This is a genomic window from Dactylosporangium sp. NPDC005572 (assembly GCF_040605515.1).
Classification (GTDB): domain Bacteria; phylum Actinomycetota; class Actinomycetes; order Mycobacteriales; family Micromonosporaceae; genus Dactylosporangium.
This window is the reverse complement of the sequence record NZ_JBEXCY010000200.1, coordinates 1-21,264: the sequence shown is the minus strand read 5'-3', so window position 1 is coordinate 21,264 and position 21,264 is coordinate 1. Positions and strand designations below refer to the sequence as shown.

Genomic DNA, 21,264 nt, shown 5'->3' with positions numbered 1-21,264 from the left:
GTTCGACGACGGTGTGCGCCCGTTCGAGGCCCAGGCCGTCGGTCAAGGCGCGGGCAGCTGCTCGCCGGGCGCGCCGACCCGCGGCTGCGGTCCCGGTGCGCGCGGCTGGAGCAGCAGGTGCGGCAGCGGTCGTGGTACACCCCGGGGCCCGCGCACACCACCGCGCCCGCGTCGCTCGGGGCGCTGCGCGCTCGGCTCGCCGAGGCCGACGCCACGTTCGTCGCGCACCTCATCACCGGGGACCGGCTCGTCGCGCTCGTCGTCACCGGGCGGCGGGAGGCGCTGCTCGACCTTGGCGACGCCGCGCCGGTGCTGGAGGCGCACCGGCGGCTGCGGCACGACCTCGACGCGCTCGCGCTCGACACGCTGCCCGAGCCGGTCCGGGCCACCGTACGCGCGGCCAGCCGGTCCGCCCTCGCCCGCCTCGACCGGATGCTGTGGGCGCCGCTGGCGGGCGCGGTCGCCGCCGGGCCGCTGCTGCTGGCACCGTCGGCGCCGCTCGCGCCGATGCCGTGGTCGCTGCTGCCGGCGCTGCGGGGGCGGCCGGTCGCCGTCGTACCCTCGGTGACCGCCTGGCTCGCCGCCCGCACCGGGCCCGCGCTGCCCCCGGCGCCGGTGGTGGCCCTCGCCGCGGGCCCGGGCGTGGCGCGGGCCGGCGAGGAGCTCAAGCTGCTGGCCGACGTCTGGTCCCTCGGCGCCGCGGCGGCCGACCTCGCGAAGCCCGGCGGCGCGACAGCCGGGACCGCTGCGGCGGGCCTCGCGGTGCGCGGCGGCACGGCGGCCGGGGGCGGTGCGGCCGACCTCGCGGAGCGCGGCGGCACTGCGGTCGGGGGTGGTGCGGTCAACGTCGCGGCGACCACGGCCGAGGTGCGGGACGCCGCCGGGCGGGCCGATGTGCTGCACGTGGCGGCGCACGGTACCCACGAGCCGGACAACCCGCTCTTCTCGCACCTCGACCTGGCCGACGGGCCGCTGTTCGGCTACGACCTGGAGCGGCTGCCCCGGCTGCCCGCCCACGTGGTGCTGTCGGCCTGCGAGCTGGGCCTGGCCGGCGCCCGGCCCGGCGACGAGACGCTCGGGATGACCGTGGCCATGCTGCACAGCGGGGCGCGCAGCGTGGTCGCGGGCGTGGCGCTGCTGTCCGACGCCGTGGCCTGCCGGATCGCCCCGGCCCACCACGCCGGCCTGCGCCACGGGCTGCCGCCGGCCGCCGCGTTGGCCGAGGCGATCGCCGGCCTGGGCCCGGACGAGGACCCACCCCCGCTGGTCTGCTTCGGCGCCGGCTGGTGACCCGCCGAGGCGAACCGCCGCCGCGCGAGTGACCCGCCTGCACGACCGCCGCCGCGCCGGTGGACCCGGCGGCGCGGCCGCCGCCGCGCCGGTGACCAGCCAGCGCGACCGCCGGCGGGCCGAGCAGCGAGCAGCACGTCAGGCGGCGCCGTGGACCACCCACGGGACCGTCTTCAGGCCGCCGCGCTGGTTGATGCCCTCCTTGATGCGCTCCGCGGTGTCGTGGGAGATGCCGGGCGCCTCCCAGGTCGGGATCTCCACCGCGGTCGCCGTGTAGTCGCCCGAGCCGGTGCCGGTGTAGTCGATGCGCACCGCGGCCGGGCCGGTCGACGTCTCCAGCAGCAGGAACACCTGGCCGTCCGGGTGCCCGAACGGCGGCGTGCGGCGGCCGAGCGGGGTGCAGACCGACGCGCCGCCGAACGGGGACGCACCCTCCGCCATCAGCGCGCACGCGTTCGGCGCCTCGCGGGCCAGGAACGCCGTGCGCCGCGGCAGGCCGAGCCCGAACACGAAGGCCACCGCGACCACGACGGCCACACCGGCGCCGATCGACCACCATCGGAGACGTTTCATGCGACATTGTGTAGCAGAAGCACGACAGCGCCGGCGGCCGGCACCCCACAGAATCGGATCATGGTTCGAGCCGTCGCCCTGATCGTCGCCACCGCCGTCGTCTGGCTGGTGGCCGGAGCGGCGGGCGCGCTCGGCTCCTCGTGGTGGTGGCTGGTCGCGGCGGTGCCGACGGTCGCGCTGCTGGCGGCGCCGTTCCTGCTGTACCCCATCAGCAAGGGGCGCACCGGCCCGACCTGGGTCGCCTTCGCGGCCATGCTGGCGCTGCTGCCGGCCGCGTACGCCGTGCCCGGCGACTGGTACATGCGGTACGCCGGCGAGCGGACCTCGACCGTCGTCATGTCCGCGACCTGCTCCGAGAACCGCGACGGACGGTGCCTGTACAACTACACGCTCGCCGACGTCGAGGGCGAGTACCGCGACACCGCCGAGTACCCGCCCGGCACGCCGCTGGAGGTCGTCGCCGACCCCCGCGGGGTGCTCGGCCCCCGGCTCGCCGCGGACCTGGAGAGCCGGATCTTCGACATCGTGGCCGCCGTCGCCTTCGGGCTGTTCGCGGCGGCGGCGATCGCCGCCGCGCTGCTCGGGCGAAGCCGGACGCCGAGTCAGTCCTGGAGCGTGCCCGCCAGCAGGCCCCGCATGAAGAAGCGGCCCAGGAGGACGTAGATCACCAGGGTCGGCAGGCTGACCAGCAGGGCGCCCGCCATCGCCTGGCCGAACGGGATCGCCTGGCCGCCGGCCACGTTGTTCAGGGCGATCGTCACCGGCCACGAGTCGCGGCTGGTCATCATCGCGCCGAACATGAAGTCGTTCCAGGACGAGGTGAACTGCCAGATGATGCTGACCGCGAAGGCCGGCTTCGCCAGCGGTACCGCTAAATCGACAAATGTCCGGAAAATGCCCGCACCGTCGAGCCGAGCCGACTCCAGGAGCGTGTTCGGCAGCCCCACGAAGTGGTTGCGGAAGATCAGCGTGGTGATCGGCAGGCCGTAGATGATGTGGATGAGCATCAGGCCGAACAGGCCGCCGCTGGGGTCGCCGCCGCCGCGCAGGCCGACCGACGTCATCGTCTGCGACACCGGGATGATGATCGCCTGGTAGGGCACGAAGATGCCGAACAGGATCAGCGGGAACACCACGTTGGCGAACGGGAAGCGGATCTTCGACAGCACGAACCCGTTGGCGCAGCCCAGCAGCGAGGACAGCAGGGACGCCGGGATGGCCAGCGACAGGCTGTTGCGGAAGCCGGACGCCAGCTTCGGCCACACCTCGCCGAAGTTCGTCAGCGAGAAGCTGGTCGGCAGCTCCCAGATGCGGGTCACGCTGACGTCGGCCGGGTTCTTGAACGAGGTCACGACCAGCACGTACACCGGCATCAGGAAGAACGCCGCGAGCGCCCACAGGGCGGCGTAGCGCAGCAACCGGGACACGAACGGCGAGCGGATCCGCCGCGGCGGCGGCGCGGCCGTGAGCGGCGGCGGGATCCGCGGTTGCGTGTGCCGGGGAACGACGGCGGTTGCCCGTACCATCGCGGTCACCGCCTCTCCGTGCGCAGGGCGTACCAGACATAGGGACCGACGACCAGCGCCACGCCCAGGAGCAGCACGGTCGCGATCGTCGCGCCGCGGTCGTAGAAGCCGCCGTCGAAGGTGGTGAACCACATGTACAGCGACGGCGTGTCGATGCGCAGGTTGCCCTGGTCGAGCGCGTACAGCAGGTCGAACGCCTTCAGCGAGATGTGCACCATGATGAGCAGCGCGCTGAACATGACCGGCCGCAGCGCGGGCCGCACCACGTGCCAGAAGATCTGCGACTCGCTGGCCCCGTCGAGCCGGGCCGACTCGCGCAGGGTCTCCGGCACGCCGCGCATGCCGGCCAGGAACAGGGCCATGACGTACCCCGACAGCGCCCACCCGGCGGGCAGCGCCACCGCCGCGATCGCCCACATCGAGTCGGACTTGTGCCAGTCGCTGCGCAGGAAGTCCAGGCCGACGGCGGCGAAGAGCTTGTTGAGCCCGGCGGTGTCCTCGCCGGTGCCGTTGTCGAGCAGCCAGCGCCACACGATCGCGGTCGCGATGAACGAGATCGCCATCGGGAAGAGGTACACGCCGCGGAAGAACCCCTCGCCGCGCACGCCCTTGTCGAGCAGCATCGCCATCAGGAAGCCCAGCAGCAGCGAGCCGACCACGAACACGACGGTGAACACGATGAGGTTGCGCGCGTCGGCCCGGAACCGCTCGTCGTGCCACAGCTTGGTGTAGTTGTCGAAGCCGACGAAGTCGTACGACGGCGACAGGCCCTTCCAGTCGGAGAACGAGACGCGCACGTTCCAGCCGAGGAAGCCGTAGACGAAGATCCCGATGAGGATCAGCGACGGCGAGACCAGCAGCAGGCCGGCGAGCCAGGCCGGCCCGCGCTGCTTGCGGGGCTTGCGCTGCCGCTGCGGCGGCCGCGGGGCCGGGGCCTCCGAGGAGTGCCGCGGCACATGGAGCGGAGCGGTCACTGCGTCTCCCGGAACTGCTGCTGCACGGTTCTGGCGAACTTGCCGAGGTCGCCGTGCTGGACGAAGAGGCCGAGCGCCGAGTCGATCTCGGCGTTGTAGGCGTTGTTCGCCACCACGCCGTGGGTCAGCGAGCCGACGATGCGGGTCTTCGGGTCGCGCCACTGTTGCAGCGCCCAGCCGAGGTACCCCTGGTACAGGGCGGCGTCGGCGTCGGTGCGCGCCGGAATCGACCCCTTGAGCGGGTTGAACAGGTTCTGCCCGTCGGCCGAGCCGCACTCGATCAGCCATTTGCGGCTCAGGTCGGGCCGGCGCGCGCCGGTGGGCAGGGTGAACGAGTCGGAGAGGAAGTCGTAGATGCCGTCGGTGCCGGGCGAGGCGACCGCCCCGTACGTCTCGCCGAACTTGAGCTTCTTGGTCTGCTCCAGGTAGTTCGACGCCCAGTCGCCCATGACGGCGTACACGGCCGAGCCCTGGACCACGCGGTCGATCTGCGGCTGCCAGTCGCCGGAGGCCGACTTCACGTCGGACACCCCCAGGACCTTCGCGAACGTGTCGAGCGCGGCGCTCACCTGCGGCGCGGTCCAGGCGAGGTTGCCGTTGAACAGCGACTCGTACCCGTTCGCGCCGAGCTCGCCGAGCAGCACCGTCTCCATGAGGTGCTTCTGCGTCCACTCCGGGCCGACGGCGAGCGCCACCTTGCCCTGCGCCTGGATGGTCTCCGCCTGGGCCAGGAACTCCGCCCAGTTCTTCGGCGGACCCTGGAGTCCGAGCTCCTTGAGGGCTTTCGGGTTGTACCACAGGAGGTTGGCCCGGTGGATGTTCACCGGCACGGCGTAGATCTTGCCGTCGATGGTCAGGTTGTCGAGCAGGCCCTTCGGGAAGACGTCGCGCCAGCCCTGCTCGTCGTAGAGGTCGGAGACGTCGTGGACCTTGCCCGAGCGGACGTCGTCGAGCAGTTCCAGGCCGGCGTGGCGCTGGTAGGAGTCGGGCGGGTCGTTCGCCAGCAGGCGGCTGGCGAGGATCGCCTTGGCGTTGGATCCGGCGCCGCCCGAGACCGCCGCGTTGACGAACCGGACGCCGGGGTTGGCCGCCTCGAAGGCCTTCGCCATGGCGGCGAGGCCCTCCTCCTCACCGGGGCCGGTCCACCAGGAGTACACCTCGAGCTGGTCGTTGCTGGCGCCGCGGATGGCGCACATCGACAGTCCCGCGAGCAGCGACACGAACAGGAGCGACGCGATCGCCAAGCGGCCTTTCCACACGTCGGTTCCCTCCACAGGGGTGCCCAGGGAACGCGCGCAGGCGGCGGCTACTCCATCCGGCGGGGCGGCGCGCGTATGTCGTGCACGGACGGTATTGCTTTGAGCGCACCGCTGGTGATGGCACCTCCGGTCCGTTACCGCACGTCGATCGGCCACTTACCGCCGCCGTACGGATGAGCTTTCATCACACCGCGATGAAAGCGTCGCGGTCGGTTACCTTGCTCCCAGGCATCATTCAGCATGATCTCCTAGGCTTCGGCGATGACGGACTGGATCTTCGCGACGATCGACCTGCTCGGGCCCGTCGGAGTGGGGCTGCTGATCGCGCTGGAGACCCTCGTGCCGCCCATCCCGTCCGAGCTGATCCTGCCGCTGGCCGGGTTCCGGGCCCGGTCCGGGGCCATGCATCCGCTGCTCGTGTGGCTGGCGGCGACGCTGGGCGCGGTGGGTGGTTCGCTCGTCCTGTACTGGCTGGGTGCCCGGCTCGGCTACGAGCGGCTGCACCGGCTGGCCGGGAAGCGGTGGTTCGTCCTGGCCAGCCGGCGCGACCTCGAGCGCGGGCACCGGCTGTTCGCGCGGTACGGGTCGTGGTTCGTGGCCGGGTCGCGGTGCGTGCCCGTGCTGCGCAGCCTGGTGTCGATCCCGGCCGGTGTCGAGCGGATGCCGCTGCGGCGCTTCGTCACGCTGACCGCCGCCGGCTCCGGCGTCTGGAACGCGCTGTTCATCGGGGCCGGCTGGCTGCTCGCGGACCGCTGGCAGGAGATCGACCGCTACACCGCGCCGGCCGGCACCGTCGTCGCCGTCCTGCTCGGCGCCGGCGTCGTGGCGCTCGTCGTGCGCCGGCTGCGGCAGGCAGAATGAGCCGCATGGTGCTGCCGCTGTCGCCCGACGAACTGCTGACCACGACCCGCACGGTGCGCAGGCGGCTCGACCTGAGCCGGCCGGTGCCCCTGGAGCTGGTCCGGGAGTGCCTGGAGATCGCGCTGCAGGCGCCGAGCGGCTCGAACCGGCAGACCTGGCAGTGGATCGTCGTGACGGACCCCGGCCAGCGGTCCCGGATCGGCGCCGTGTACCGCACGGCGGTCGACGCCTACCTGGCCTCCCCCGGCGCGGCCGGCAAGCTGTTCGCCGACGACCCCGGCCGCTCCGCGGTGCAGCAGCGGGTCGGCGACAGCGTGGCCTGGCTGGGTGCGCGGATGGGTGACGCGCCGGTCCTGGTCATCCCGTGCCTGACCGTGGGCCGCGCCGGGCGGCTCGGCGACGGCAGCCAGGCCGGGCTGTGGGGCTCGGTGCTGCCCGCCGCGTGGAGCTACATGCTGGCCGCCCGGGCCCGCGGCCTGGGCACGGCGTGGACGACCCTGCACCTCAACCACGAGGAGGAGGTCGCCGGCATCCTCGGGCTCCCGCCGAACGTCCGGCAGGCGGCGCTGATCCCGACCGCGTACTACACCGGCGACACCTTCCAGCCGGCGGCCCGCCAGCCCCTCGACGAAGTGCTCCACCTCGACCGCTGGTGAGCCGCCCGGAATCGCGGCTGGCCGTCGACTTCGGCACGTCGACGACCGTCGCCGTGCTGGAGGACCGCCGCGGGCAGGTGCGCCAGCTGCTCTTCGACGCCTCGCCGCTGCTGGGCTCCGGGGTGTTCGCCGGCCCGGACCCGGACGCGGAGCTGCTCACCGGCGGCGACGCCGAGCGGGCCGCGGTCGGCCTGCCGCACGGCCTCGAGCCGTACCCGAAGCAGCGCGTCGACGACGGCACGGTCTGGCTGGCCGACCGGGACGTGCCGGTCGGCGACCTGATCGCCGCGGTCCTCGGCCGGGTCGCCGCCGAGGCGCGCCGGGTCGCCGGTGAGCCGCCCGCCGAGGTGGTGCTGACCCACCCGAGCAGCTGGCGGCGGCTGCGCCGGGGCATCCTGGCCGCGGCCGCGGCGCGGGCCGGCCTCGGCGCCGTGCGGCTCGTCGCGGAGCCCGTCGCGGCGGCCGCCTTCTACGCGGAGCGGCTCGGCCACGAGCTCGCCGAGGGCCGCTGCCTCGTCGTGTACGACCTGGGCGCCGGCACCTTCGACGTCAGCGTGGTCCGCCGGGCCGGCACCGGCTTCACCGTCCTCGCGCACGACGGCCTCGCCGACGTCGGCGGGGTGTACCTCGACGCCGCCCTCGTCGAGCACGTCCGGACGCTCACCGCCGACCGGCCGGGCGCCGCCGAGGGCTGGGCCGCCCTGGACCGCCCGCGCACCACCTCCGAGCGGCGGGTGCGCCACCAGCTCCAGCTCGACGCCCGCGCGGTGAAGGAGCAGCTCTCCCGCCGGCCGTCCGCGGAGCTGCACGTGCCGCTCGTCGACGCCGACGTCCACGTCACGCGGGCCGAGTTCGAGGCGCTCGCCCGGCCCTACCTGGAGCGCACCACCTCCCTCACCGCCACCGTGCTGCGCTCCGTCGGCGTCGCGCCGGACGACCTGGCCGGCGTCTTCCTGGTCGGTGGGGCCTCCCGGGTACCGCTGGCCGCCACGCTGCTGCACCGCGCCCTGCGGGTCGCCCCCACCACCCTCGACCAGCCCGAGCTGGTCGTCGCCGAGGGCGCACTGCGGGCCGAGTCGGAGCCGGCCCCGCCCGCCGCCGGCCGGGCGAGCGTCGGCGCCGGTCACCGGCCCGCCGCGGCCGGGGACGTGACCGAGCTGCGGGCGGCCGCCGCCGACGAGCGGGTCGCTCGGCGCGACGAGGCGCTGCACCTGGCCGGCCGGCTGCTGCGCGGCGGCGACCCGTCGGTGCGCACGGCCGCCTGCACGCTGCTGCTCGGGCTGGTCGGCGACGCCGACCCGGCGCTCGCCCGGCGGGCGCGGGAGCTGTGGTACGCCAGCGGCCTCGGCGCCCTGCCGGGCGCACCCGGGCCGGCGGGCGGCGCCGTCATCGGCGTCGACGTGGGCGCCGGGCAGTCGGCGGTCGCCGTCCTGGAGCGGGGCCGGGCCGTCCCGGTGCCGAACGGCGAGGGCGCGCTGAGCACCCCGAGCATCGTGGCGGTCACCGCCGACGGGTCGACGCTGACCGGCGCGGCGGCCGCCCGGCAGGCCCTCACGAATCCCGAGCACACGGTGCGGGCGCCGACCCTGCTCCTCGGCACGGGCTGGAGCCTGGACCGGGCCGGCGTCCGGTACACCGCCGAGGATCTCGTGACGGTCCTGCTCGCACGGCTGCACGCCGACGCCGAGACCCACCTCGGCGGCCCGATCCACGGCGCGGTCCTGACCGCGCCCGCGTCGTTCGACCAGGTCCAGCGCCTCGCCCTGGCCGGCGCGGCCCGGCGGGCCGGCCTGCCGGTGCTGCGGGTGATCTCCGCGCCGGCGGCGGCGCTGCTCGGCCACGGCGCCCACCACGGCGAGGACCAGATCGTGCTGCTCGTCGACCTCGGCGCCGGCACGCTGGACGTGGCCCTCGCGGAGCTCGGCGAGGGCGTCGTCGATCTCCGGGCGACCGCCGGCGACCAGCACCTCGGCGGCGACGACTGGGACCGGCGGATCGCCGAGCGGATCGCCCAGCAGGTCCGCCAGGACCACGGCCTGGACCTCGCCGCGCAGCCCACCGCGCTCGCGCGGCTCCGCGAGGCCGCCGAGGCGGCGCGGATCGAGCTGTCGGCGGCCGGCTCGGCGCAGCTGCACCTGCCGTACCTGGGCGTCTCGGCCGCCGGGCCGGTCCACGTCACCGAGACGCTCACCCGCTCGGCGCTGGAGGCGCAGACCCGGGACCTGCTGCACCGCTGCCGCGGCCCGGTGGACCGGGTCGTCATCGCCGCAGGTGTGCCGATCGCCGACGTCGACCGGGTCGTGCTGACCGGCGGCGCCGCCCGGATGCCGGCCGTCGCCGACCTCGTGCGCGGGCTGACCGGCGGCCGGGCCCCGTACCGCGGCCTCCCGCCGGAGGCGGTCGTCACCGGCGCTGCCCTGCAGGCCGGCATCCTCACCGGCCACGTGAAGGACACCCTGGTGCTGGAGACGACCGGCCTGGACCTGGGCTTCGAGCTGGCCGGCGGCGCCCAGCACATCCTGGTCCCCCGGCACACCCCGATCCCGCACCGGGCCTGGACGCTGGTCACCACCGGCACCGACGGCCAGACGTCGCTGCTGGTCCGGTTGTGCGAGGGCGACCACCCGGTGGCGGCGTCGAACCGCCCGCTCGCGGCGTTCGAGCTGACCGGCCTCCCGACCGCGCCGAAGGGCCTGCCGGAGATCGAGCTGGAGTTCGACATCGACGCCAACGGCATCCTGGCCGTCACCGCCCGCGACCGCGTCACCGGCAGCGTCCGCACCGTGGTCGTCGACACCGTGACGGCCGAGGACGCGGCGCAGTCCGCGGGCCCCGCCTCGACGCTCCCGGTCCCCCTGCACCGCTCCGGCTGAAGGTCGCCCTGAAGCCGGGGCAGCAGTTCGCGCTGCGGGCGCGGGGCACGGAGCCGCGGGGGATCGTCCTCGGGCCGTTCAAGGCGACCGGTGAGGCCCGCCACTGATGTCGATCATTGAAAGTTCTTGCGCTTCTTCCAGCACGTAATCGCTGGTCAACGCGCTACAGCTCGCGCCGGGGCGGGAAAAGCTGCAAGCGGCTTGACAACCGTGAATGGATACGGCGACGCTCTTTCGCACGCGTTGCAACGCCTTGTACCTCGGTCGGCCGCCACCGCATCGATGAAGCAAGGGAGCCCCACCGTGCCCCTCAGACGTCTCCTGCTGTTCGCCACCGTCCTGGCCGTCGCGGCCGCCGGGCTCACCGCCGTGCCCGCCGTCGCCGCGACCACCGTCACCGTCCACTACAAGCCTCCCGCCGCCTGGTCCACCGTGAACATCCACTACGCGCCGAACGGCGGCGCGTGGACCGCCGTGCCGGGTGTGCCGATGAGCGCGGACAGCTGCGCCGGCTGGTACACGCGCACCCTGGACCTCGGCTCCGCCACCGGTGCCCAGGTCGTGTTCAACAACGGCGCGGGCACGTGGGACAACCACTCGGGCGCCAACTACAGCATCGGTACCGGCGCCGTCACGATCACCGGCGGCACCGCCACCACCGGCGACCCGTGCGCGACGCCGACGCCCCAGCCGGGCGGCAACACCGCGACCGTCTTCTACTCGACCGCCGGGAGGTCCTGGCCGGTCACGAACATCCACTACGCGCCCGACGGGGAGGCGTGGACCGCCGTGCCGGGCGTGCCGATGAACGAGACGGCGTGCGCCGGCTGGGTGAAGAAGACGGTCCAGCTCGGCGCCGCGACCGGCATGCAGGCCGTGTTCACCAACGGCATCGGCAGCTGGGACAACAACGGCGGCGCCAACTACCGCATCGCGGCCGGCACCACGAAGGTCAGCGGCGGGGTCGTCACCGGCGGGGCCACCGACCCGTGCACCGCCGTGCCGCCCGACACGTCCGCGCCGAGCGCCCCGGCGGGCGTGACCGCGACCGTGGACAGGGACAACGCGGTCACGGTGACCCTGGCGTGGACCGCCTCGACCGACGACCGCGGCGTCACGGGGTACAAAATCCTCCGCAGCCCCGGCGGGACCGAGCTCACCAGCGCGTACAACGGCTACATCGACGGCGGCCTCGCACCGCGGACGGCCTACACGTACACGGTCCGCGCCGTCGACGCGGCCGGCAACCTGTCGGGGGCGTCGACGCCGGTCACCGTCACCACCGGCGACGCGCCACCGCTGCCGGCCGGCGGCGAGATGCTCGGCGGCGACCCGCGCAAGGAGAGCGTGTACTTCGTGCTCACGGCGCGGTTCTACGACGGCGACGCCTCGAACAACCGCGGCGGCAGCCAGCACACGGCGTCGGGCAACGCGGCGACCAACGACCCGATGTTCCGCGGCGACTTCAAGGGCCTGGTCGACAAGCTCGACTACATCAAGGGCCTCGGGTTCTCGGCGATCTGGATCACGCCGGTCGTGCTCAACCGCTCCGACTACGACTACCACGGGTACCACGGCTGGGACTTCTACCGCGTCGACCCGCGGCTGGAGTCGCCCGGCGCCTCCTACCAGGACCTGATCAACGCCGCCCACGCCAAGGGCCTGAAGATCTACCAGGACGTCGTCTACAACCACAGCTCCCGCTGGGGCGCGAACGGCCTGTTCGTGCCGCCCGTGTGGGGCGCCCGCGACGGCCAGTGGGACTGGATGTACTCATCGCCGGTGCCGGGCAGGCAGTACGACCCGCTGGAGGAGAACGCGCTGGGCCGCCCCTACAACGGCGACCTGTGGTCGACGGCCGAGCCGGCCGGCAACACGTGCCGCAACTGGGGTACCCCGACCGGCGCGAAGAGCCCCGAGGGGTACACCATCCACAACTGCCAGTGGCCGAGCCCGACGTCCGGCATGTTCCCGGCGAGCCTGTACCACCAGTGCTGGATCGGCAACTGGGAGGGCGAGGACTCGCGGTCCTGCTGGCTGCACGACGACCTGGCCGACCTCAACACCGAGAACCCGATCGTCCAGCAGTACCTCATCGGCGCCTACAACAAGTACATCGACATGGGTGTCGACGGGTTCCGCGTCGACACCGCCGTGCACATCCCGCGGGTCACCTGGAACCGCCGCTTCCTGCCCGCCCTGCAGCAGCGCCTGGTGCAGAAGTACGGCGCGGCGAAGGCCGCCGACTTCTACGTCTTCGGCGAGGTCGGCGCGTTCGTCAACGACAAGTGGAACCGCGGCTCGGTGAACCACTCGGCGCAGTTCTTCACCTGGAAGGAGCGCCGCTCCTATGTGGACAACGACGTGCAGGCGGCGCTGGACCAGTTCAACTACGAGAACACGATGGGCACCGGCAACCAGCCCACGACCACGAACGCGTTCCTGACCGGCAACGCCTACCACGCGCCGGACCGCTCGCAGTTCTCCGGCATGAACATCATCGACATGCGCATGCACATGAACTTCGGCGACGCGACGAACGCGTTCCTCAACGGGAAGGACTCCGACGACTCGGTCAACGACGCGACGTACAACGCCGTCTACGTCGACTCGCACGACTACGGCCCGAACAAGTCCTCGACCCGCTACGCCGGCGGCACGGACGCCTGGGCCGAGAACATGAACCTGATGTGGACGTTCCGCGGGGTCCCGGTGCTGTACTACGGGTCGGAGATCGAGTTCCAGAAGGGCGCGCGGATCGACTGCGGACCGACCTGCCCGCTCGCGACGACCGGCCGGGCCTACTACGGCGACAAGCTGCAGGGCACGGTGGTCGCGTCCGGCTACGGGGTGGTGTCGTCGGTGTCGGGCCAGGTGGCGACGACGCTGAGCCAGCCGCTGGTCAGGCACCTCCAGCGGCTCAACCAGATCCGCCGCGCGGTCCCGGCGCTGCAGATGGGCCAGTACTCGACCGACGGCGTCAGCGGCGGCCCGATGGCGTTCAAGCGGCGGTACACCGGCGGGACGGTCGACAGCTTCGCCCTGGTCGCCATCTCCGCGAGCGCGACCTTCACCGGCGTGCCGAACGGCACCTACACCGACGCGGTCACCGGTGACGTCAGGGTCGTCACGAACGGCACCCTGACCGCGACGGTCTCCGGCAAGGGGGCGATGCGGGTGTACGTGCTGAGCCTGCCCGGCAACCCGGCGCCCGGCAAGGTCGGGTCCGACGGCCCGTACCTGCGCTGATCCACGATGAGGGCGCCGGGTCCCGGCGCCCTCATCCCGTCATCGCGCTGTACAGGAAGCCGACGATCACGAGGATCCCGAGCACCCCGATGATCATGAGCGAGTTGCCGCCGGTCGGCACGGCGGCGTCGTGGTCGTCGTCCGTCTCCATCGGCCAATCGTCGCAAGATCGGACCGGCCGGCGGACGGGTCACCGGCGGTTCGCCCTTGAGTTCGCCCCCTGGACCAGGGAATCTGTCCGTACGACGGACCCCACCGCGACGCGATCGACCGTTATGGAAATGGACGGTCGGGGTACCACGGACGCAACACTTCCACGGAGGGATCGGTGCCATGTCCCAACCGGCGCGGCGGGCACACGCCAGACCCTCCTCCCGCAACCGCACCGCGGTGGCGGCCGCCGCGGCGGCGCTGATCGTGATCCTGCTGGCGCTGCTCGCGTACTGCACGTGGCCCGGCCCCGGCGACGAGCACGCGGCCCCGTCGGCGAGCGGCACCCGAGGCCCCGGCAACGCCCCGGCCGGCACCGCCGGCTCCACGTCGCCGGGCGCCGCCCCGTCCGGATCGGGCTCCGGCAACTCGACGGGCGCGGGTGCGGGTGGCGCGGGCGGTGCGGGCTCCGCATCTGCGGGCGCGAGCTCGGGTGGCACGGCTAGCGGCGGCTCGGGTGGCGCGGGCAGCGGCGGCTCGGCCTCCGCGGGCGCGGATTCAGGCGGCGCGGGCGGCGGTGGCTCGGCCTCCGCGGACGGTGGCGCGGGCGCCGGGGGCGGCGGGGCCGGGATCTCGGCCTCGGCGGGCGGCGGGGCGGCGGGCGGCGGCGCTGGTTCGGACGTCACGCCGAGCGGCGCGCCGGGCACCGGAGGCGGTGGCGGGCTCGCGATGCGGAACCCGGCCCTGGCCGCGGGCGGCATCGTCCTGCTCCTCGCCGCGGCCGCCCTGTTCGTGTTCCGGATCCGTCCCCGGGCCGAGGAGTCCTGACCCCGATGCGCCGCCCCGACGCCACCCGCTTCAGGGTGACGGCCGCCATGATCATGGGAAACATCCGGTCGCTGGGACAGCCAGATGTTTCCCACGATCATGAGGGCGAACCGCCCACCCGGCGGCGCGGGCTCGACGCCTTGACCATCGCCTTGGCTGTCGCCGGGCTCGTGTTGATCATCGTCGGGGCCAGTCCCGCGCCGCCCCGATCGGTGACGGCACCGGCCGCGGAAGCCGCCCGGCCCGTGCCTTCGCAGCCCGCGAACCCCGCCGTGAGCCACGCCACCGACTCGGCCGCAGTCGGGAGTGCGGGGGTGCGGGGCCTTGGCGGGCTCGGGGCGTCGGTGCCGGTGCGGCTGCGCATCCCGGCGATCGGTGTGGACACCGGGCTCATCTCGCTCGGGCTCAACCCCGACGGTACCGTCGCCGTGCCGCCGCTGGAGGCCGACGCGCCGGCCGGGTGGTACCGCAACCTCCGTACCCCCGGCGAGAGCGGTCCGGCCGTCATCCTCGGGCACGTCGACACGGCCGCTGACGGGCCGGCCGTGTTCTACCGGCTGCGCGACCTCAGGCCCGGCGACACCGCCACCGTGTGGCGGGCGGACGGCAGCGTCGCGACGTTCACGGTGGAGCAGGTGGTCGAGGTGCCGAAGTCGGACTTCCCGACCGACGAGGTGTACGGGCCGGTGGGCTACCCGGCGCTGCGGCTCGTGACCTGCGGCGGGGCGTTCGACCGGCTGCACCGGACGTACAAGGGCAACATCGTGGTGTCGGCGCGCCTGACCGCCGCCGGGTGAGGGCCTAAGGTGGTCGCGTGACCACCGAGTGGGCGCCGAACACGTTCCTCGGCGGGCTGCCGCCCGCGACCGCCGACGAGGTGGTCGGGCTGAGCGTGCGGCGGCAGTTCGCGCCGGGGCGGGTCGTGCTGCGGGAGGGCGACCGGGAGCGTCACGTCGAGCTCATCCTCAGCGGCTTCGTGAAGGTGACGACCTCGGTCGAGGGGGTCGAGACGCTGCTCGGCATCCGGGCGCCGGGCGACGTGGTCGGCGAGATCGGGGCGCTCACCGACCAGCCGCGCAGCGCGACGGTGACGGCGTGCGGGCGGGTGGTCGCCGGGGTGGTGACGCGGGCCGACTTCGAGGCGTTCCTGCGCCGGCACCCGGACGCGGCGCTGCGGGTCACGGCGGGGGTGGCGGAGCAGCTGCGGTGGGCCAACCGGCGGCGGATCGACTTCGCGGTGTACCCGGCGCACGTGCGCCTGGCCCGGCTGCTCGTCGAGATCGCCGGGACCTGCGGGCGCCCGGGCCGCGACGGCGGGGTCGAGATCGGGGTGCCGCTGAGCCAGCCGGAGCTCGCCACGATGATCGCGATCGGCCCGGCGACGGTGCAGAAGGCGATCCAGGAGCTGCGCGGGCGGGGCCTGATCAGCACCGGGTACCGCCGGCTGACCCTCCTCGACCTGGACGCGCTGCGGGAACTCGGCGAGATCCCCTGATTCGAGCAGGTCTTCGCGACCCGTCCGCCGCACCATCGGGGTGGGAGTCAGGACGAGGAGGGGCGCGATGCGCGAGGGGGACCACCAACAAGGGGAGCAGACCGGGGCGCTGCTCGCCACACTGTCCGTGCCGACCAGGCACGCGTTGCAGGTGGCGTCGGCGATCGGGCCGGTGTTCGGGCTGGCCGAGCTGGCCCGACTGCTGGAGTGCCGGGTGGCGGCGCTGCTGCCGGCGGTGGACGAGGCGATGGCCGCCGGGCTCGTGACCGGCGCCGGGGACGTGCTCATGTTCAGCCACGAGACGGTGCGGGCGCACGTCGAGGCGTCGCTGCCCCGGCCGGTCGCCGTCGCGCTGCGCGGGGAGCTCACCCGGCCGCGCTGGGACGTGCTGAGCGAGCAGGAGCGGGAGATCGCCCGGCTGGTCGGCCGCGCGCTGACCAACCAGCAGATCGCCCGGCGGATCGGCCGCTCGCCGCACACCGTGAACTACCACCTGCGCCAGATCTTCCGGAAGCTCGGCATCGTCTCCCGGGTCGAGCTGGCGTCATACCCGCAGTGAGCAGTCATCCCGCAGTGCGTCGAGTGCCTGCGCGGTCGTCAGGGTGACCGCGCAGGCCCGGGCCGCGTAGTCGAGGGCGAGCCGGTGGTCCGCCGCGCTGAACGCGGCCACCGCGTCGGCGACCAGGAACGGCTGGATGTCGTGTGCATAGGCGTCGCAGGCCGTGAGCAGGCAGCCGAGGTGGGCGTAGACCCCGCACACGATGAGCTGGTCGCGGCCGGTCTCGGCCAGGAGCCCGGCGAGCCGGGTGCGGTGGAAGGCGCTGTACCGCCACTTCGTCAGCACCAGGTCGTCCGGCCCGGGCGCCAGGGCGTCGACGATGTCGCGGTTCGCCGGGTCGTCGGTCATGCCGGGCCCCCAGACGTCGTGCAGCAGGCCGCGGTCGGCCCGGCTCATCCGCCCGGGCTGCGCGGAGTAGATCACCGGCAGGCCGGCGGCGCGCAGCGCCGCGATGTTGGCGAGCAGCTCGGTCGTCGGTGATGCGCCGGAGGGCAGGAAGCCCACGAAGTACCCCTGCATGTCGTGGATGAGCAGGGCGGCGCGGCGCGGGTCGAGCCGCCAGCCGGCCGGTCCGGGGGCGAGGTCGGCGGCGGTCGGCATCGGGTACGGCTGGATTGTCAGCATCCGTAGATCCAATCGTGGTCGGGCAGGGTGGCGGGCGCGCCGTGACGGCCGGCGTCCACGGCGGCGACGACCCGCTCGACGCGCGGCCGGCGCTGCGCCTCGTACGCGTCGAAGCCGCGGGTGGTGCGCAGCGCGGCGGCGATCGCGGCCGCGTCCTCGATCGCCTGGGCGGCGCCCTGGGCGAGGAACGGCAGCATGGGGTGGGCGGCGTCGCCGACGACGGCCAGCCGGCCGCGGTGCCACTTCGGCAGCGGCGGCCGGTCGAGCAGCGGCGCCGGGACACCGCCGGCGAGCGGCCCGGCGAAGGCGAACAAGGACGCCGGGTCGACGGCGAGCGGCCCGGCGAAGGCGGAGAAGGACGCCGGGTCCGCGGCGAGCGGCCCGGCAGCGGCGAAGAAGGTCGCGGGGTCGGCGCCGGTGGGCAGGATCCCGACGACGTTGCGCAGGCCCCCGCCGACCGGGTAGGTGACGAGGTGCCCGCCGGGCCCGAGCCGCACGACGATCCGCGGCTCCTCCCCGGGGTCGGCCGGCACGAGCGCGCGGACGGCGGCGAAGCCGGTGGGGCGCTCGTCGTCGACGGCGATGCAGCCGCGGATCGCCGAGTGCAGGCCGTCGGCGCCGATGACGGCGGCGGCCCGGTACCGCCCGCCGCCGGCGAAGCGCAGCTCGACGCCGCCGCGGAACTCCTCGACGCCGATGCACCGGCGGCCGTGGTGGACCGGTCCGGGGAACGCCGCCGCGAGGACCCGCAGCAGGTCGGCGCGGCGCAGCAGCCGGTACGGGGCGCCGTAGCGGCGGGTCGCGGCCTCCCCCAGCTCGGTGCGGGCCAGCAGGGTGCCGTCCCAGCGGCGCAGCTCGCGGGCGACCGGGCGGACGGCGACGGCGTCGAGCGCCGGGCCGAGCCCGAGCCGGTCGAGGACCCGCCCGGCGTTCGGCGCGAGCTGGATCCCGAAGCCTTCCGACCCGGCGCTGTCCGAGCGCTCGAAGACCGTGCAGGGCAGCCCCTGCGCGGTGAGTGCCAGTGCGGTGGTGAGGCCGGCGATCCCCCCGCCGACGACCGCGATGTCCATGCCGTCCCCCTCCGGAAGAGCTCAGTAGTAGCGCAGTGCCTTGTCCCAGTCCTCGCCCTCGGCGAACAGCCCCCGGGGCTTCATGACGTCGGCCGTCGCGGTCAGCAGGCCGTGCGGCACGAGCCCGCCCGTGGGCACGCCGACGACGTCGGCCTCGATGCCGTACGTCCGGCCGATCGCGGTGGTGAGGGCGGCGACGGCGGCGGTGCGGTACCGCTCGGCCACCTCGATCTCGACGCGGAGCCGGCCGCCGCTCGGCCGGGCCCGCCAGAACAGCACGCCGAGGTCGGCGGGCAGCTCGAAGACGAGCGTCTCCAGGCCGAGCTGGGTGAGGCCGCCGACGCTGAACGCGGTGCGCCCGAGCACGCTGACGGTCGGCAGCGCCCAGCCGCACGGGCAGTCCACATAGGACACCTCGACGTCGTCCTCGATGTTGTACCGCAGCAGCGGCATCGCCTCGCGGTACAGCGGCGTGACCACCAGCTGCCCGCGCCCCTCGCCGGCGAGGCGTCCGGTGTCCGGGTCGAGCACCTCGAAGATCGCACGGTCGGCCCACAGGTGCATCCGCCCGTGCTCGCACTCGCCGGCCAGCGTGCCGGTCTCGGTCGCGCCGTACTCCTCGACGACCGGCGCCCCCCACAGCGCCGCGATCCGCGCCTTGCGGGCGGCGCTGACCGGCTCCCCGCCGACGAACAGGGCGCGCAGGGCGGGGAAGTCGACGCCGGGCCGGTAGCCGGCGGCGGTCGCCGCGGCGGCCCACACGAGCGTGTCGGTGGGCAGCGACCAGCTGAGCGTGACGCCGAGGTCGTGCAGCACGCGGACGACCCGCGAGTAGGGCATGGCGAGCGTGCGGTTGTCGGCCGGCACGACGGTCGCGCCGCGCAGCCGGGCCGCGGCGTGCCCGAGGTGCCCGGTGATCATCAGGGCGTACGGGGTGCGGACGAGCAGCATGTCGGCGGGCGTGATGCCGACCCACTTGCGGGCGAAGCGCTCGGCGAGGTCGAGCCAGTCGCGCTCGGTGTAGTAGGAGGCGGTGGGCGCGCCGCTGGAGCCGCTCGACTCGTGGTACGTGGCGAGGTGCTCGCGGCCGGTGGCCAGCAGACCGAACGGGTACGCGTCGCGCAGGTCGGCCTTGGTGGTCAGCGGCGCCTCGGCGAGCGTGGCCGGGACGCCGCGCCGGCGGTAGAAGGGCGAGCGGGCGGCGGCGTCGAGCAGCTCGGGCAGCCGTTCCTGCTGCAACTTGTGGAGCGCTTCGAAACTCGACCAGTCGCCGAGCTGGGGGTTGGTCATGACAGGTCCTCTCCCAGGAGGCGCAGGGCGTTGCCGGCTGCCACCTGGCGCCGTTCGGCAGGCGTCAGTTCGAGGGCGTCGAGCTTGGCCAGCTCGACCGCGGGGTGCTGCAGCGGGTGCTCGGTGCCGAACAGCACCCGGTCGGCGCCGAGCCGCCGCACGGCGAGCCGGGCGGTGACGGTGAGGCAGCCGGACAGCTCGGCGTGGACGTTGGGCACGGGCGCGAGCGTGGTGAGCCCGCTGGTGTCGAGGCCGGTGTGCCCGCAGTGGCCGGACACGAACGCGACGCCGGGGTTGGCCCGGGCCAGGCGGGCCAGGTCGGCGGGGCGTGTCCCGGGCCTTCCGAGGGTGACGATGTACACCGGGTGACCGGCGCGCCGGGCGGTCTGCACCAGGTCGGCGACCGCGGGCTCGTCCAGGCGGAAGCCGTGGACGGCCGGCGACAGCTCGAGGCCGCGGTAGTCGCCGGCGGCGGCGCGGTACCGCTCGACGTCGGCCCGCGGGTCGGCGAGGAAGAACGGCACGAGCCGCCCGCCGGTCGCCGCGCAGGCCGCGCGCAGGGCGTCGTTGTCGACGGGCGCGTCGCTGCGGCCGCCGTCGGTGATCTGGTCGGCGAGCCGGTCGAGGTCGAGCAGGCCGCCGGGGGCGACGGCGGCGCGGGCGATCCCCGCGCCGTCCATCGCCGCCAGCAGCGCCTCGGTGGCGCCCGGGCGGGGCGCCAGCCGGGCGTGGAAGTCGACGATCATTGCTCGTAGCACAGCTCGTCGATGGGGTAGCCGACGTGCCGCTCGCGCCGCGGCAGGTGGCCGAGGATCTTGTCACCCGGCTTGAGCTCGGTCGAGTTGAGCACGGTGGCGCCCGGGCCGAGGATCCGCACGTGCCAGTCGTCCTGGACGATGACGTTGACCCGCTCGCCGGACGGCGCGACGGCGTCGATCGACAGCAGCGGCCGCGTCTCGATCTTGACCCGGCCGACGGTGACGAGGCGGGTGCGGCCGTCCGCCCCGACCGCGAGGACGGTCGCGCCGGCGGTGAGCTCGCTGAGGTAGCGCGTGTGCTCGTGGTCGGCCAGCGTGTAGGACATGATGGCGCCGGCGTTGACCCGGAACGGGCGGGTCGGCATGTACGGCAGCGGGTGGGTCTCGCTGACGCACAGCACCATGCCCTTGGACCGGGACCCGACCAGGATCCCCTCGTCCTGGCGCAGGTAGGTGCAGGTGTCGACGCAGGCCCGCTCGCCGGTGCCGGCGTGCCGGATGCCGGTCACGGTCAGCTCGGTGAGCTCCAGGTCGGGCGAGCGGCGCTCGACCGCCTCCTTGAGCCGGATGGCCTCGCCGGGGGCCTGCGGGGCGAGCAGCAGCCCGTCGGGGCCGTGCTCCAGGATGCTCAGGTACACCGAGGCCTCGTCGGCCCGCGGCACCGCGGTGACGATGAGGCCGTGGGCGTCGGCCGCGGCGGCGAGGACGATCTCCAGCGGGATGTTCGTCGGGTCGCGGAAGGCGAGGACGGTGACCGGGTCGCGGCGCACGCTGTCGCACGCCGCCTGCAGCGACTCGGGGTCCGTGACGTCGACGTAGGCGCCGACCCGCACGCCCGGGTGCCGGTCGGCGTAGGCGGCCGGGTCGCCCTTGGTGACGAGCACCAGGTCGGCCTTCAGGTCGCCGGAGCCCGGCTCGTCGTGCGCGTCGGTGGCGACGAGCACGCGGGTGACCGTCGGCGGCAGCCCGGCCAGAACGGCCGGGTCGTCGGCGACGATCGCGTCGAGTCCCAGGTGGACGGCCTCCTGGCAGAGGGCGGCGGTCAGCTCGCCGGCGCCGCGCACGTCGATCCAGCACTGCTTGACGTCGCTCATCGGGCCACCGCCGGGGTGCGGTCGTGGACCACCGCGGCGACGCGGCGCGCCATGGCGGCCGGGTCGGTGGCGGTGAAGACTCGACGGCACTCATCGGCTTCGGCCTCGACTCGGTCATCGAGGTCGCCTCCGCCG

18 protein-coding genes and 1 pseudogene are annotated in these 21,264 nt (G+C 74.3%); 10 read left to right on the top strand and 9 right to left on the bottom strand.

Annotated elements, in window-relative coordinates; genetic code table 11:
- Positions 1–1,290, top strand: a 1,290-nt coding sequence (locus ABZS66_RS49665; protein ID WP_354770062.1) for a CHAT domain-containing protein, incomplete at its 5' end; no start/stop codon positions are given.
- Positions 1,291–1,428: 138 nt separating this feature from the next.
- Here the strand turns inward: ABZS66_RS49665 and ABZS66_RS49660 are convergent.
- The gene (locus ABZS66_RS49660) at positions 1,429–1,863 is read right to left on the bottom strand and encodes a hypothetical protein (RefSeq protein ID WP_354770061.1); all 435 of its coding nucleotides are present in this window, start codon (positions 1,861–1,863) and stop codon (positions 1,429–1,431) included.
- A gap of 60 nt (positions 1,864–1,923) precedes the next feature.
- Here ABZS66_RS49660 and ABZS66_RS49655 point away from each other — a divergent pair, with 60 nt between their 5' ends.
- On the top strand, positions 1,924–2,526 hold the full coding sequence (locus ABZS66_RS49655; protein WP_354770060.1) for a hypothetical protein: 603 nt from the start codon (positions 1,924–1,926) through the stop codon (positions 2,524–2,526).
- Here the strand turns inward: ABZS66_RS49655 and ABZS66_RS49650 are convergent.
- The 3 genes from ABZS66_RS49650 to ABZS66_RS49640 are packed head-to-tail and all read right to left on the bottom strand — an operon-like array spanning position 2,466 to position 5,622.
- On the bottom strand, positions 2,466–3,389 hold the full coding sequence (locus tag ABZS66_RS49650) for a carbohydrate ABC transporter permease (protein WP_354770063.1): 924 nt from the start codon (positions 3,387–3,389) through the stop codon (positions 2,466–2,468). The two genes, ABZS66_RS49655 and ABZS66_RS49650, sit on opposite strands and share 61 nt — an antisense overlap.
- A 5-nt stretch (positions 3,390–3,394) precedes the next feature.
- Positions 3,395–4,363 carry a sugar ABC transporter permease gene (locus ABZS66_RS49645; RefSeq protein WP_354770059.1) on the bottom strand — a complete coding sequence of 323 codons (969 nt, stop codon included), beginning with the start codon at positions 4,361–4,363 and terminating at the stop codon, positions 3,395–3,397.
- Complete coding sequence (locus tag ABZS66_RS49640) at positions 4,360–5,622, bottom strand: ABC transporter substrate-binding protein (RefSeq protein ID WP_354770058.1); 1,263 nt, start codon at positions 5,620–5,622, stop codon at positions 4,360–4,362. Before ABZS66_RS49640 ends, ABZS66_RS49645 begins: the two co-directional genes overlap by 4 nt.
- A 261-nt stretch (positions 5,623–5,883) precedes the next feature.
- On the opposite strand from ABZS66_RS49640, the gene ABZS66_RS49635 reads away from it, so the two are divergent.
- From ABZS66_RS49635 to ABZS66_RS49600, 8 genes and pseudogenes are all read left to right on the top strand, one after another.
- Entirely contained in the window at positions 5,884–6,483 is a 600-nt protein-coding gene (locus ABZS66_RS49635) for a DedA family protein (RefSeq protein ID WP_354770057.1), read from the top strand.
- Positions 6,484–6,488: 5 nt separating this feature from the next.
- Entirely contained in the window at positions 6,489–7,139 is a 651-nt protein-coding gene (locus ABZS66_RS49630; protein ID WP_354770056.1) for a nitroreductase family protein, read from the top strand.
- Positions 7,136–10,012 (top strand): Hsp70 family protein, encoded by a 2,877-nt coding sequence (locus tag ABZS66_RS49625; RefSeq protein WP_354770055.1) that lies wholly within the window; start codon positions 7,136–7,138, stop codon positions 10,010–10,012. Before ABZS66_RS49630 ends, ABZS66_RS49625 begins: the two co-directional genes overlap by 4 nt.
- Positions 10,013–10,315: 303 nt before the next feature.
- Positions 10,316–13,261, top strand: coding sequence for a carbohydrate binding domain-containing protein (locus ABZS66_RS49620; protein WP_354770054.1), 2,946 nt, complete (start codon positions 10,316–10,318; stop codon positions 13,259–13,261).
- 333 nt (positions 13,262–13,594) lie between these two features.
- Complete coding sequence (locus ABZS66_RS49615) at positions 13,595–14,239, top strand: hypothetical protein (RefSeq protein WP_354770053.1); 645 nt, start codon at positions 13,595–13,597, stop codon at positions 14,237–14,239.
- Between the two features lie 314 nt (positions 14,240–14,553).
- Entirely contained in the window at positions 14,554–15,036 is a 483-nt protein-coding gene (locus ABZS66_RS49610) for a class F sortase (protein ID WP_354770052.1), read from the top strand.
- Between the two features lie 17 nt (positions 15,037–15,053).
- A complete protein-coding gene (locus tag ABZS66_RS49605; protein ID WP_354770051.1) occupies positions 15,054–15,734 on the top strand; it encodes a Crp/Fnr family transcriptional regulator in 681 nt (226 codons plus the stop codon).
- A 379-nt stretch (positions 15,735–16,113) separates the two neighbouring features.
- Positions 16,114–16,293, top strand: a pseudogene (locus tag ABZS66_RS49600) (helix-turn-helix transcriptional regulator); the annotation flags it as partial.
- Here the strand turns inward: ABZS66_RS49600 and ABZS66_RS49595 are convergent.
- The 5 genes from ABZS66_RS49595 to ABZS66_RS49575 are packed head-to-tail and all read right to left on the bottom strand — an operon-like array spanning position 16,279 to position 21,129.
- Positions 16,279–16,917: an isochorismatase family protein gene (locus ABZS66_RS49595; RefSeq protein ID WP_354770050.1), complete on the bottom strand. Its 639-nt coding sequence runs from the start codon at positions 16,915–16,917 to the stop codon at positions 16,279–16,281. The pseudogene ABZS66_RS49600 and the gene ABZS66_RS49595 overlap by 15 nt on opposite strands.
- Entirely contained in the window at positions 16,911–17,987 is a 1,077-nt protein-coding gene (locus ABZS66_RS49590; protein ID WP_354770049.1) for an FAD-dependent oxidoreductase, read from the bottom strand. The genes ABZS66_RS49595 and ABZS66_RS49590 overlap by 7 nt, the downstream gene beginning before the upstream one ends.
- Positions 17,988–18,008: 21 nt before the next feature.
- Entirely contained in the window at positions 18,009–19,277 is a 1,269-nt protein-coding gene (locus ABZS66_RS49585; protein ID WP_354770048.1) for an AMP-binding protein, read from the bottom strand.
- Positions 19,274–20,023 carry an amidohydrolase family protein gene (locus ABZS66_RS49580; protein ID WP_354770047.1) on the bottom strand — a complete coding sequence of 250 codons (750 nt, stop codon included), beginning with the start codon at positions 20,021–20,023 and terminating at the stop codon, positions 19,274–19,276. Before ABZS66_RS49580 ends, ABZS66_RS49585 begins: the two co-directional genes overlap by 4 nt.
- Positions 20,020–21,129, bottom strand: coding sequence for a 3-dehydroquinate synthase II (locus ABZS66_RS49575; protein ID WP_354770046.1), 1,110 nt, complete (start codon positions 21,127–21,129; stop codon positions 20,020–20,022). The genes ABZS66_RS49580 and ABZS66_RS49575 overlap by 4 nt, the downstream gene beginning before the upstream one ends.
- Between the last annotated feature and the right edge of the window lie 135 nt (positions 21,130–21,264).

What these genes read in the sequence shown, in the direction of transcription:
- ABZS66_RS49580 (WP_354770047.1), bottom strand. Translation starts at nt 20,023, where the DNA reads ATGATCGTCGACTTCCACGCCCGGCTGGCGCCCCGCCCGGGCGCCACC.
- ABZS66_RS49655 (WP_354770060.1), top strand. Translation starts at nt 1,924, where the DNA reads ATGGTTCGAGCCGTCGCCCTGATCGTCGCCACCGCCGTCGTCTGGCTG.
- ABZS66_RS49595 (WP_354770050.1), bottom strand. Translation starts at nt 16,917, where the DNA reads ATGCTGACAATCCAGCCGTACCCGATGCCGACCGCCGCCGACCTCGCC.
- ABZS66_RS49635 (WP_354770057.1), top strand. Translation starts at nt 5,884, where the DNA reads ATGACGGACTGGATCTTCGCGACGATCGACCTGCTCGGGCCCGTCGGA.
- ABZS66_RS49630 (WP_354770056.1), top strand. Translation starts at nt 6,489, where the DNA reads ATGGTGCTGCCGCTGTCGCCCGACGAACTGCTGACCACGACCCGCACG.
- ABZS66_RS49615 (WP_354770053.1), top strand. Translation starts at nt 13,595, where the DNA reads ATGTCCCAACCGGCGCGGCGGGCACACGCCAGACCCTCCTCCCGCAAC.
- ABZS66_RS49575 (WP_354770046.1), bottom strand. Translation starts at nt 21,129, where the DNA reads ATGAGCGACGTCAAGCAGTGCTGGATCGACGTGCGCGGCGCCGGCGAG.
- ABZS66_RS49660 (WP_354770061.1), bottom strand. Translation starts at nt 1,863, where the DNA reads ATGAAACGTCTCCGATGGTGGTCGATCGGCGCCGGTGTGGCCGTCGTG.
- ABZS66_RS49650 (WP_354770063.1), bottom strand. Translation starts at nt 3,389, where the DNA reads ATGGTACGGGCAACCGCCGTCGTTCCCCGGCACACGCAACCGCGGATC.
- ABZS66_RS49585 (WP_354770048.1), bottom strand. Translation starts at nt 19,277, where the DNA reads ATGACCAACCCCCAGCTCGGCGACTGGTCGAGTTTCGAAGCGCTCCAC.
- ABZS66_RS49590 (WP_354770049.1), bottom strand. Translation starts at nt 17,987, where the DNA reads ATGGACATCGCGGTCGTCGGCGGGGGGATCGCCGGCCTCACCACCGCA.